Origin of the sequence: Dialister sp. (assembly GCF_036343215.1) — a bacterium.
Taxonomy (GTDB): domain Bacteria; phylum Bacillota; class Negativicutes; order Veillonellales; family Dialisteraceae; genus Dialister.
This window is the reverse complement of sequence record NZ_JAZASU010000003.1, coordinates 34638-47301: the sequence shown is the minus strand read 5'-3', so window position 1 is coordinate 47301 and position 12664 is coordinate 34638. Positions and strand designations below refer to the sequence as shown.

Genomic DNA, 12664 nt, shown 5'->3' with positions numbered 1-12664 from the left:
TTTTATTGATACGAGGTAAACTATGACGGAAAAACGAGAAGGCCTGGATGAGCTGAAACAGCTGGGCAATAAGAATACGAAGTATGCCTATGATTATGATCCCTCCCTTTTGGAAAAAATCCCCAACAAACACGCAGACCGGGATTTCTTTATCAAATTCAACTGTCCTGAATTCACGAGCCTCTGCCCGAAGACGGGGCAGCCGGACTTTGCCACCATTTATATTTCCTATATTCCCGACAAGTACATGGTGGAAAGCAAATCGCTGAAACTGTATCTTTTCAGCTATCGCAATCACGGCGATTTTCATGAAGACTGCGTGAATATGATCATGACGGACCTCATTCGTCTTCTGCGCCCGCGGTATATCGAAGTATGGGGCAAATTTCTCCCCCGCGGCGGTCTTTCCATCGACCCCTACTGCAACTATGGCATTCCAGGGACTGAATGGAAAGATTTCGCAAGGTTCCGTCTCCTTCATCATGATATGAATCCGGAAAAAGTGGATAATCGGTAGCTGCCAGCGGTCAGCCGTTAGCAGTTAACCATTAGCTATTGCCTTTTGCCATTTGCAGTTAATTTTTCCAACGCAAAAAGACTGTGGAAACATAGATTTCCACAGTCTCTTTTTATTTCTATTTCAATATCCCAGTTTGATGCGGGCATATATCACAGCCACAGTGATGAGGAAAGTAATGACCATGAAGAAATAGTCTTTTCCCTTCGGTGCCACACTTTCCATAAAGGTTCGTTTGGAGCCGCCGAATCCGCGGAGTTCCAGAGAGAGGGCCATGGTTTCGCTGCGGCCCAGGGACCGGAGCATGAGCGGACGAACGATGGACATGTACCGTTTCACCTGTTTGAAGAAATTTCCCTTCACCGCAAGACCACGGCAGGCCTGGGCTTCGGCTACGGCCCGGTTTTCTTCGATGAAATCAGGAATGAAACGGAGCCCGGCGGTGAACATGAAGGCATATTCATAGGGCACTTTCAGCTGGCGTACCATGGATGCCGTCAGGTCCTGAAGTTTGACCGTCCCCAGAAGGTAAATGAAAATAATGGTCATGCCCAGCATACGGAGCGCTGCTACGATGGATTCATAGAGAGTGCCTCCGCCTAAAACTTCAATAGCTGCCAGCATGGCAGCAAAAATAATCAGCATAATGAGGGCTTTAAGATTTTTGAAAAGTTCTTTGGAAACGAGAAGGATCAGCACTTCCAGAATGCAGAGGGCCAGGAGGCTTTCCGGCCTCTTGAGGACGATGGCCCATACGGCAGTGCCCAGGGTCAGAAGGATTTTCGTCAGCGGTACAAGATTTCTCATCTGGAAGCGCCTCCTTTCCGTTTCAGGAATTCTTTACAGAATGCATTCATATCCCTGCAGTATGGAGCCCCGGGAAGCCGCCTTCCCAGGAGGACGGCCGGCGGATAGGCCAGGCCCCAGTCTTCGGGGCGGTTGGCATCGGAAAACAGGATGTCCGGCGTATCATCAAAAGCCACCTGTTTATTGGCGATGACGATGACTCTTGTGCAGTCTCTGGCTACGATATCCATATCATGGGTGACAAGGATGATGGTAATTCCTTTTTTCTGAAGACTTTCCATAAGAGCTACGAGTCGTTTCTTTTCGCGCCCATCCTGTCCGCTGGTCGGTTCATCGAGGACCAGGTATTCCGTATTCATGGCAAGGGCAGAAGCAATGGCGACTCTCTGCTGATCCCCCCTGGAAAGGGTTCTTGGGTATTCATCAGCCATGGCCGTAGTATCTGTATCTTCCATAGCCTTCGTGATAGCTTCTTCCAGTTCCTCTCCCCGTTTTCCCTGATGGAAGGGGCCGAAAGCGATTTCTTCACGGACCGTGGGCATGAACATCTGGCGGTCAGGCTGCTGGAATACATAGCCGATAAACCGGCTGCAGCGGGCCGCATCTTCCTTTGTCACGTCTTTTCCATTAAAGAGGACTTTGCCGGATTCCGGTTTTTCAAGGCCCGTGAGGATCCGGGTAATGGTGGTCTTGCCGGAACCATTTCGTCCAGTAACGGCTACGAATTCGCCCTTGTCAAAGGAAAGGTTCACATGGTCCAGTATGATGGGCGTATTCTTTGCGTACCGGAAGCTGATATCTTTCATCTCAAGCATGTGCTTCCCCTCCTTCTGCGAAATATTCATTCACCGAATGCTCGGCATCACGGATATTGAGGAATGGCTTATCAAAGGAAATACCCTCTTTTTCCAGTTCCAGCTGGGCCCGGTACATATCGGGGATGGCTTCTTCGTAAATGTGATTTTCCGCCATGGCCCGCATGACTTTTTCCGGATCGCCCTGGCTCACGATTTCGCCTTTGTTCATGAGGACAAATCTCGTCGCATAAGGAAGGGCAGCTTCCAAATGATGTTCAGCCACAATAACGGTGAGTCCTTCTTTCTGATTGAGTTCGCCCACCATTTCATAAAATTCCCGAATCCCTTCCGGGTCCAGGGCAGAAGTCGGTTCATCGAAAACCAGTACATCCGGTTCTTCAGCTAAAACTGCAGCCACTACCAATCTCTGAGACTGACCGCCGGAAAGGGTGGAAACTTTTCTTTCTTCCAGTCCGTCCAGATGAACTTTTTTCAGTGCTTCCCTGGAACGGCGCCTGATTTCATCCGGCGGGAAGCCGTGATTTTCCAGAGTAAAGGCCATTTCCTCTCCTACCGTAAGAGTTACAATCTGGGCTTTATAATCGGAAAGGATGACGCCGATAGAAGAAGCAAGATCAGCAATGGTATGCTGGGTCACGGCTTTTCCATCAGTGAAAACCATACCCTCCATGGTTCCCCCATAGTACTGGGGAATGGCCCCTGCCATAGACATGAGAAGACTCGTTTTTCCGGCGCCGTTCGGTCCCGTAATGACGATGAAGTCACCTTTCTCGACGGAAAGATTCACATCTTTCAGTGCCGGTTCTTTGGCAAAAGGATAGGTGTGGGTCAGATGTTCCACACTGATGACTCCTTCATTCTGCTGTTTCAGTACCAGACCGGTATGATCGCTGTCTTCCACATCAGACTCTGCCATGTAATGCATGGATTTGAACAGGCGGAGGGCAGGGAAATAAAGAAATGGCGTAATGACTGCATTACCGATACCGATGAAGAAAAGGGCCGGCATCATGCCATAAAGGAAAACTTTAAGCGGAATCCCCATGACAAGTGTCAGGATGGAAAGAAAAGTAAAACCGGAAACGATGGTGGTCACAAAACCTGCCAGCATGGGGCGGAGAGAAAGCTTTCCGATTTTAATGGGCGGCACGGAGTGGGCAAAGAAACCGGCCACATAGGCGCCAAAGAATTCCGAAGCAAAGTCGCCATAGGGGAAAGCGGATTTGGAAGTGAAGACTTCCATAAGGGCCGCCACCATACAGATTCCCAGGCACTGCTTGTAGCTTGGTTTTGTGAGAAGGATGGCCACCACATAGCAGGCAATCATCCAGTTCGGCGTAAAGCCGAAAACCGACGGTGATACAAGATGAAGAATCATGCCGATAGCCAGCATCAATGTAGAAATGGTGAGCCAGCGGAATTTACCCCCTCTCGCCTTGGTGTAGACAAGCTTTGATACATCCCTGACCTGTTCCATAATAACCTCCTGAAAATAGAAATCAAAAAATCCTTTCATCCTCTGCTCTTAAAGCAAAGGGACGAAAGGAATATTTCCGCGGTACCACCCAATTTGACATAAGTCCGGCTCATTCCTGTAACGGCAGGTTTCCGTCAGCCTCTACCCCGCACGGCTCGAAGCTGCACCTCCCGGGCCCATTCATAAAGACCGCCATACCGGACTCCCACTCTCCCCGGCTCCCTTGGATGGCCTCTTCTTTACTACTCTCCCCGTTCATCGGTTTTATATTGATTCGAGTATAGCATTACTCCTTTAGGATGTCAATGAGAAGAAAAAACAGGTTGGTCGTTATTAGTTAGCAGCCGGCAGTTAGCCGTTAGTTGATAATTGAAAAATATGTTAAAAATCAAAAAGCGTGCCGTCGGAACGGTACGCTTTATTTCTTAGAATGATCATGTAAAGACAAATCAGTCCCTTGCCTGATGAACGACGACCTGGGGGAATGGGATATCGATGCCCGCCTCGTCAAAGGCTTCTTTCACCTTGATGTAGAGGTCATTCTGGGCATCAAAGTATTTAAGCCGGTCCACCTGAGCCCGTACGTAAATCTGGATGGAGGATTCTGCCAGGGAGCTGACGAAGATGGGTATGTTTTCCTTGTCCAGCACATAGTCATTGGCTGTAAAGATTTCTTTCAGGAGAGTGATGCATTTCCGAAGATCCGTATTATAGCCGACGTCGAAAGTAAATTCAAGATTTCTCGTTTCAAAGGCGGAATAGTTGGTAATGACGCTGCTGATGAGTTTGGAATTTGGAAAGACGATCATCTGGTTGCTAAGGGTAGCTACATTGGTATACATGATTCTGATTTCCTTCACCGTGCCCTGGGCGCCGCCGATGGATACATAGTCACCCACTTTGAAGGGACGGAAGATGAGGATGAAAATGCCGGAAGCCACGTTTCCGATATTGTCTTTAAGACCAAGGCCGATGGCCAGACCGATACCACCAAAAGCAGCTGCCAGAGTTCCAGCAGCCACTCCGGCAGTTCCCAAAGCTACAATGGTCACGATGGCGAGGCAGAAGAAATAAATGATGTCGGAAATAAAAGTCTTTGCCGAAGGATCCACTTTGGAGCGGTCCAGAATGTGTTCCACCACTTTTCGGATATACCGGCAGATGATATAGCCGATACAGAAAAGGATGATGGCTTCCACGATATCCATCCCTTTGTTCAGGACGAACATTTTCATATCGTTGATAAATTTGGCGGTGATGCTGATTTCATCGGTCACCACTTTGGTTACTGCATTGGTTTCCATAAATTTCCTTTCCATGAAAAATCAGGATTTCAAAAAGTCCTATCCATTTTACCACAGAACAGAAAGAAAAAGAATGTACCGAAATGATTCAGTACATTCTTTTTGATTTCCAAGAGGAAATATTACTGTGCCAGCTGCTTTTCTCCGGCAGCAATGATATTCTCAATCACCATAGTGGTCGTGACACTTCCTACTCCTCCGGGAACAGGAGTGATCGCTCCGGCGATTTCGGAAACTCCTTCGTAGTCCACGTCTCCCACTGTTTTTCCTTCTACCCGGTTAATGCCTACGTCAATGACTATGGCTCCCGGTTTCACCATATCTTTTGTGACGCAGTTCGCATGGCCTACGGCAGCTACCAGAATATCTGCCTGTCGTGTGATTTCTGCCAGGTTCTTCGTATGAGAATGACAGATGGTGACGGTGGCATTTTTCTTCAGGAGCATGAGGGAAACCGGTTTCCCGATCACATTGCTCCGGCCGATGACCACGGCTTTTTTACCGTCCATATCGATATGATAATCATCGAGAATGGCCATGACCGCTCTCGGCGTACATCCAAAGAGTCCTGCCTTTCCGCAGGAGAGACGGCCCGCATTGGTATCGGTGAGTCCGTCCACGTCTTTGTCCGGATGGATGAGGGCAATCATCTTTTCTTCGGAAATACCCTTTGGGAGGGGCATCATCATAAGGATGCCCGTATATTTCCTGTCATTGGAAAGGTCGGTAATGAGCTTTCCCAGTTCTTCTTCCGTCACGTCATCGCCTTTGCGGAAAATTTCCGCTCCGATACCGTAGCCTTTGGCCACTTTCTGCATGAAGGACGCATACATGGCAGAAGGTTTGCTGCTTCCTGCGAGGATGATGGCCAGTACGGGTTCATAATCTTTGGCCCGCAAAGCTTCCAGTCTCTCTTTAAGAACCCCTTTCAGGTGCTCTGCGGTTTCTTTGCCATCCAGAATGACTGCCATCAGAAGAGCCCCGTAATATTTCCGTCATCATCGACATCGATCCGTTCTGCTGCCGGACGTTTCGGAAGTCCCGGCATGGTCATGACTTTACCGGTCAGAACGACTACAAATCCTGCGCCTGCAGAAATGCGGACTTCTCTCACATGGAGAGTAAAGCCGGACGGAGCGCCAAGTTTCGTGGGATCATCGGTGAAAGAGGCCGGCGTCTTTGCGATGCAGACAGGCACATCCCGGAATCCCATTTCTTCGATGTGTTTCAGTTCTTTCTCGGCAGCGCTGTCATACTGTACATTGGCGGCGCCATAAATTTCTTTGGCAATGGTTTCAATCTTTGCTTTCAGAGGCTGATTGACGTCGTAGAGCGGTTTATAGTCAGAGCCTTTTTCAAGAGCAGCCAAAACTTTTTCGCCCAGTTCGAGTCCGCCTTTGCCGCCATTAACAAATACTGTGGATTCAGCCACTTCGACTCCTGCTTCTTTGCAGGCATCTTCGATGACTTTCTTTTCTTCCGGCGTATCAGCGGGGAACATATTGAGAGCTACTACGACCGGCAAACCGTATTTCTTCAGGTTGGAAATATGGCGGAGCAGGTTCGGAAGGCCTCTCTTCACGGCTTCCGGGTCCGATTCGGTGAGTTCATTCTTTGCCTTGCCGCCATTCATCTTGAGAGCGCGAATCGTAGCAACTAAGACAGCTGCTTCCGGCTTGAGTCCTGCAAAGCGGCACTTGATATCCAGGAATTTTTCTGCTCCCAGGTCGGCACCGAATCCGGCTTCCGTAACTACATAGTCAGCGAGGTGAAGAGCTGTTTTCGTAGCGAGGATGGAATTGCAGCCGTGGGCGATATTTGCAAATGGGCCGCCATGAATGAAAGCCGGCACATGTTCCAAGGTCTGTACCAGGTTTGGTTTCAGGGCATCCTTCATGAGGGCTGCCATAGCCCCCTGGGCATGGATATCTCCTGCAGTGACCGGTTTATTGTCATAGGTATACCCGACGATGATCTTTGCAAACCGTTCCTTCATATCGCGGATAGAGGTTGCCAGGCAGAGGATAGCCATGATTTCAGAAGCCACGGTAATATCGAAGCTGCCTTCTCTGGGAACACCGTCCGGATGGCCGCCGAGGCCTACCACGATATGGCGGAGTACACGGTCATTCATATCCATGACACGATTCCATACCACTCTTCTCGGATCAATGCCAAGGACATTGCCCTGCTGGATATGGTTGTCTACCATGGCTGCCAGCAAGTTGTGGGTAGCCGTGATGGCATGAAGATCCCCGGTGAAATGAAGATTGATATCTTCCATCGGTACCACCTGGGAATAGCCGCCGCCTGCCGCGCCCCCTTTGATTCCCATGCAGGGGCCGAGGGACGGTTCACGGAGACAGATCATGGTTCTCTTTCCAAGAAGGGCCAGGGCCTGTCCGAGGCCTACAGTAGTCGTCGTCTTGCCTTCACCTGCCGGAGTCGGGGAAATAGCAGTCACCAGAATGAGGTGGCCCATGGGTTTCTTTTCCAGTTCTTTGGTGAATTTCAGAGAAATCTTAGCCTTGTACGGGCCGTAATTTTCCAGATCTTCCGCCGGAATGCCGATGGAAGCGCCGATTTCAGTAACCGGCTTCATTTCTGCTCTCTGTGCAATTTCAATATCGCTTAACATGCTTACTTTCCCCCTTGAATAAAAACATTTGAAATACGGAAACAACTATCTTTTTTAATTATAGCATAGTTGCCATGGAAATTTATGGACTCTGAACGCCGGGGCATTATTAAATTTTTCAAACATTTTACATGGTTTTTTTCTTCATAAATAAAAGCCGTGAAGGGTATTTCGCCTCTTCATGGCTTTATGAAATTATTTTTAGCGATTGGAAATTTTCTGCCTTCAGTCGTGATGGGTGAAATGTACCTTCACATTATCCCCTTTTCTGACTTTGGCGCCGATTCCCGGAGACTGGCTGTCTGCAAACCCGCTGCCTTCGGGCTGGAATCCCAGACCGGCTCTCGTGAGCCATTCGCCCACATCCCTCATGGACCAGCCTGTAAAGCTGGGAAGACGGAATTCTTTCGTATCTTCCGAAGGAAGTTTTGGCTTGTAAAGCTCGATATCCCGGTTTTTCGGTTTAGCGTGAGCCTCTTTATCTTCGATGGTCGGTACTTTGAGGTAACGCATAATCTGTGTCATGGCTTCCTTGAATACCGGCGCCGCTACCTGGCTTCCGTAAAAGGCTCCTTTTGGCGTATCGAGGACCACAAGACAGATTGCTTTCGGATCTTCTACCGGACCGAATCCGCAGAAAGAGGCGATATACTGGTTTTTCAGATATCCGCCATACTGGGCATCGATTTTCTGGGCTGTGCCGGTTTTGCCGGCCATATGGTAGCCCGGCACCTGGGCATTATTGCCGCCGCCTTCGGATATTTCCTTTTCCATCATATCCTTGACGTCATCAGCCGATTTCTTTGATACCGGAGTGCCGATGTAATCGACCGGGGTCACCTGGTAGTCGGTGCCGTCAGGATTCCTGATGGCATCGATAATATGGGGCTTTACCATCTTGCCCCCATTGGCAAGGGCGCTATAGGCCTGGACCATCTGGAGGGGCGTGACAGCAATCCCCTGCCCGATTGACATGGTAGCCACGTCGATGGCCCGCATCTCTTTCGGATTGAAAAGAATGCCGCTTCCTTCCCCGGGAAATTCTATGCCCGTGGGTTCACCAAAGCCAAAAGCCTTGGCATACTTCGTCAGGGTTTCCCCGCCGGTCAAAAGGCCGATATGAGCAAACCCGGTATTGATGGAAAACTTGATGATATCCACGAGACGGACATCGCCATAAGGTTCATCGTTCCAGTTTTTGATGGCATGGCCGGAAGCCCAGACCTGCCCGGGATCGTGCCATACCCGTTCCGTATCATAAGTTCCTGCGTCAAGGGCAGCGGCAGCAATGATGGGCTTGAATGTGGACCCCGGTTCATAAATATCCACGACTGCGCGGTTTTTGAATTCTGCTTCCGTGGCCTTGTCAAAATGATTGGGATCATAGGAGGGGCGATTCCCCAGGGCCAGAATATCTCCTGTCTTCGGATCCATGACGATGATAATCCCCCCATTGGCATGGGTATTGGCCATAGCCCTGTCCAGTGCCCTTTCCGCATAGAACTGGATATTCTGGTCAATGGTGAGATAGACGGATTTTTCTTTTTTCGCCTTGTAGGGAGCCATGGCCGATTTCAGGATCGGATTCCCCCTGGCATCGGTGAGAATTCTCTGTTTGTTGGCCCCGCCTTTGATGAGATCGTCCAGGGACATTTCGAGTCCGTCAAGGCCCTTGTCGTCAAGGCCTACAAAGCCAAGCACATTGGCCGCCATTTCGCCGTTCGGATAGAAGCGCCGGCTTTCATCGACGAAGGCAAAGCCTTCCCATTTGTTTTCTTTAATGAGTTCGATGACCTTGTCAGAATCTTCGGGATCCATGACCCTTTCCAGCCATACGAAACGGGTATCCCGTGACAGCCGTTCCACAAGGTCCTCTTCTTTCATATGAAGGATGGGAGAGAGCTCTTTGGCCGCCTCAGCCGGGCTCACATTCATAATGCCCGGGTCCGCATAGAGGGATTTCACCATCACGGAAAAAGCCAATTCCCTCCCATTCCTGTCAAAAATGGTCCCCCGGGGCGAGTAGAGCGTCTGAAGGCCGGAAGTCTGGTTAAAGGCCATTTCTTCATACCGGTGTCCTTCAAAAACCTGCACAATGAGCAGGCGGATGATGAGGACAATCCCGAAGGCGCAAAGGACTCCGGCAATACGCCAGCTTCGTTTGCGCATCAGGTTTCTGGGAATGCCTCTTCTCATGATCTCCTCCTCACATATCGCACGGCCGCATTATAGAGGGCCTCCGGTGTATTTTCCAGTTCTCCGTTCTGCACGCGGAGAAGAAGGTTGGCCATGCCGTCAGAAACATGGCTGCCCAGCGCTTTGGGCACTTCTTTGTCATAATGAAGCTCATGGCTGGAAACAGGAATGGAGAGGGCCAGGTCCTCCATATATTTCCCGAAGGCGCTGTGTCCTTCAGTGGCCGACAGCGGACGGCCGCAGCCGATAATATCCGCATTGCCCAGATCCGTCATTTCCACGAAAGCTTCTGCCAGTTCCTTTGAAGTGGGAAAAGCTTTCTCCCTCGCCAGGGTCCTTACCCATTTGACACCATTGGCTTCTTCAAAATTGGCGAAATAATGAAATTTCATGTGATTGGCCACGAGCCATACCACATGGTTTGTGAAGCGGGCCGGTCTTTCCCAGCGTTTGAGGATCGCCTCCGCCATTTCCGCCCCTTTGATGTCGTGTCCATAATCGGTGTATTTTCCATTGCGGATGGCCCTTACCCCGGGCATTCCTTTCCCCACATCATGAAGAAGGGCGGCCCAGCGGTTGATGAGCAGCGGTTTTGATGCTTCCAGGACGGCCAGGGTGTGGTACCAGCCGTCAAATTTATGAAATTCCTTCTGCTGCGGAAGCCCCACAAGATGGGAAAGCTCCGGCAGGATGGGGATTTCTTTATATGTACCATTCACTTTCAGCCGGCAGGAAGTCTCATTGAGTCCCATGCGCACCATGAGGTCAAAGCCCCTCGCCGCATGAGGAGCCACGATGAGTTTATCTATTTCCTCCCGCACCCGCTCCAGGGAAAGCCCGGCCACCCGCGGGTAAGCTTCTTTCATGCCCTCCACAAGAGATTTGTCTGCCATGAAGTCAAGCTGCCCCAGGAACCGGCAGGCCCGGAAAAGGCGGAGCGCATCTTCCTGAAAGCGCTCCGAAGCCTTTCCCACGGTCCGGAGTTTCTTATGTTTCAAATCGTCAAGACCATGGAAATAATCATACAGATTTCCCCTGCGGTCCAGGGCCATGGCATTCACCGTGAAGTCCCGGCGGGATACATCTTCTTCCAGGGTATCTGAGAAAGTCACCTGTTCCGGGCGATGGGAATCAGCACCGTAAAACTCTTTCCGGAATGTGGTCACCTCATAGGTGTTTCCCGAAAGAACGATAATCACCGTACCAAAGCGGCGGCCTCCCCCATCGACGGCTTTCCAGCCATGAGATCTGGCCACAGCCATGGTTTCAGATGGCCGGGCGGAAGTGGTGATATCCCAGTCATTGGGAATCCTTCCCATGAAAAGGTCCCGCACGCAGCCACCCACCACATAGGCTTCTTTTCCTTCCTCTTCCATGGCGCGAAGAATGGCCAGTGCCCCATCATCGATACGGCCTGCCCGCTCTTCTTCCGGCATATATGCCGGCTCATCTTTATGAAAATGGGAAGAAATATGATTCAAAAAGCCCATGGGTCCCTCCTTTCCGGGAAACACTTCCCCATTCTTTATGAAATCTATTATATACTTCATTGCCCGCTTGGGCAATGGGAACGGGATGCCGGAGCTTTTGAAGAAACTTTTAAATTCATCCGGGCAAAATAAAACCGTGAAACTTTTCCTGTCTCACGGTTTTTATTTCAGTTATCAATCAGAATTCAGTCTCTGTACTTTTCAGGAAGTTCTTTGGCTCTTGCTACGCCGGATGCAATAGCTGCTTTTGCTACTGCTTTTGCAACTTCGAAGGGAACTCTTTCATCAAATACGTCAACCACTACATGGTTTGCATCCATATTTTCACAGGTTGCTGCAAGATCTGCGAGTGCATGAGCGGCAGCGAGTTTCATTTCTTCGTTGATCTGGCGTGCTCTTACATCCAGGGCACCCCTGAAGAGGCCCGGGAATACAGAAGAGTTGTTGACCTGGTTTGGCATATCGCTTCTGCCGGAACCATAAATGTATACGCCTTTTTCCCTGGCTTCTTCATACATGATTTCCGGTACCGGGTTTGCCATGGCAAATACGATGCTGTGATCAGCCATGGCCTTGATGGCATCATTGTTGAATACGCCCGGTGCGGAGCAGCCGATGAGAACATCTGCCCCTTTGACGGCATCGGCAAAAGTACCGGTCTTGTTTTCAGGATTGCATTTCTTAATCAGTTCCTGCTGTACGCGGTCTCTCTTGCCATTGTCATAGAGAATGCCTTTGGAATTAAGGATGGTCATGTTTTCCGGTTTTACGCCGTCTTCCAGAAGGAGGCGGGCAATTGCGGTACCTGCTGCACCTGCGCCGTTCATGACAACTTTGATTTCATCAATCTTCTTGCCGGTGACTTTGAGGGCACCCAAAAGTGCTGCCAGGGCTGCGATAGCCGTGCCATGCTGGTCATCATGGAATACGGGGATATTCATGATCTTCTTCAGTTCATCTTCGATGTCATAGCATTTCGGGGAAGAAATATCTTCCAGGTTGATGCCGGCAAAGTTCTTTTCCAGGAGTTTTACGGTGTGGATGAATTCATCTTTGTCTTTGGTATCGAGAACAATCGGAATCGCATCGATCTGACCGAATCTCTTGTACAGAGCAGATTTGCCTTCCATAACCGGCATAGCGGCAGCAGCGCCGATATCACCAAGGCCGAGGACACGGGTGCCGTCGGAAATAACAGCTACGACATTGCCTCTCCAGGTCATTTCCAGGGACAGGTCTTCATCTTTCTTGATTTCCAGGCAGGGAGCAGCTACGCCCGGGGTGTAAACGATGGCCAGGTCATGGCCGTCTTTCATGTCCGCATTGAGAGCGGTCTTGATCATCTGATGTTTTTCTTTGCGAAGAGCAATCGCTTCTTCCTTCAGTTTTGCTGTATCCATTTTTTCCTCCTTAAAAT

10 protein-coding genes and 1 other annotated feature are annotated in these 12664 nt (G+C 50.0%); of the genes, 1 reads left to right on the top strand and 9 read right to left on the bottom strand.

Translation table 11 applies throughout. The features are described from left to right. The first annotated feature begins 22 nt into the window (after positions 1-22). Positions 23-517, top strand: a complete 495-nt coding sequence (queF, locus tag VZT47_RS02150) for a preQ(1) synthase (RefSeq protein ID WP_330223339.1) — start codon at positions 23-25, stop codon at positions 515-517. A gap of 123 nt (positions 518-640) precedes the next feature. Here queF and VZT47_RS02145 read toward each other — a convergent pair whose 3' ends face one another. The 9 genes from VZT47_RS02145 to VZT47_RS02105 all read right to left on the bottom strand — a co-directional run bounded on the left by VZT47_RS02145 (position 641) and on the right by VZT47_RS02105 (position 12647). Next, entirely contained in the window at positions 641-1324 is a 684-nt protein-coding gene (locus tag VZT47_RS02145; protein ID WP_330223338.1) for an energy-coupling factor transporter transmembrane component T, read from the bottom strand. Then, positions 1321-2139: an energy-coupling factor ABC transporter ATP-binding protein gene (locus tag VZT47_RS02140; RefSeq protein WP_330223337.1), complete on the bottom strand. Its 819-nt coding sequence runs from the start codon at positions 2137-2139 to the stop codon at positions 1321-1323. Before VZT47_RS02140 ends, VZT47_RS02145 begins: the two co-directional genes overlap by 4 nt. Beyond that, positions 2132-3619 carry a tryptophan transporter gene (locus VZT47_RS02135; protein ID WP_330223336.1) on the bottom strand — a complete coding sequence of 496 codons (1488 nt, stop codon included), beginning with the start codon at positions 3617-3619 and terminating at the stop codon, positions 2132-2134. The genes VZT47_RS02140 and VZT47_RS02135 overlap by 8 nt, the downstream gene beginning before the upstream one ends. A gap of 54 nt (positions 3620-3673) precedes the next feature. Then, positions 3674-3887: a binding site (T-box leader), on the bottom strand. A 181-nt stretch (positions 3888-4068) separates the two neighbouring features. After that, complete coding sequence (locus VZT47_RS02130; protein WP_330223335.1) at positions 4069-4923, bottom strand: mechanosensitive ion channel family protein; 855 nt, start codon at positions 4921-4923, stop codon at positions 4069-4071. Positions 4924-5045: 122 nt separating this feature from the next. Beyond that, a complete protein-coding gene (locus VZT47_RS02125; RefSeq protein ID WP_330223334.1) occupies positions 5046-5894 on the bottom strand; it encodes a bifunctional 5,10-methylenetetrahydrofolate dehydrogenase/5,10-methenyltetrahydrofolate cyclohydrolase in 849 nt (282 codons plus the stop codon). After that, on the bottom strand, positions 5894-7561 hold the full coding sequence (locus VZT47_RS02120) for a formate--tetrahydrofolate ligase (RefSeq protein ID WP_330223333.1): 1668 nt from the start codon (positions 7559-7561) through the stop codon (positions 5894-5896). The genes VZT47_RS02125 and VZT47_RS02120 overlap by 1 nt, the downstream gene beginning before the upstream one ends. A gap of 225 nt (positions 7562-7786) precedes the next feature. Further along, a complete protein-coding gene (locus VZT47_RS02115) occupies positions 7787-9757 on the bottom strand; it encodes a penicillin-binding protein (protein WP_330223332.1) in 1971 nt (656 codons plus the stop codon). Then, positions 9754-11247 carry a CCA tRNA nucleotidyltransferase gene (locus VZT47_RS02110; protein WP_442877411.1) on the bottom strand — a complete coding sequence of 498 codons (1494 nt, stop codon included), beginning with the start codon at positions 11245-11247 and terminating at the stop codon, positions 9754-9756. The genes VZT47_RS02115 and VZT47_RS02110 overlap by 4 nt, the downstream gene beginning before the upstream one ends. Positions 11248-11432: 185 nt before the next feature. Continuing rightward, a complete protein-coding gene (locus VZT47_RS02105; protein WP_330223331.1) occupies positions 11433-12647 on the bottom strand; it encodes an NAD(P)-dependent malic enzyme in 1215 nt (404 codons plus the stop codon). Positions 12648-12664: the final 17 nt, after the last annotated feature.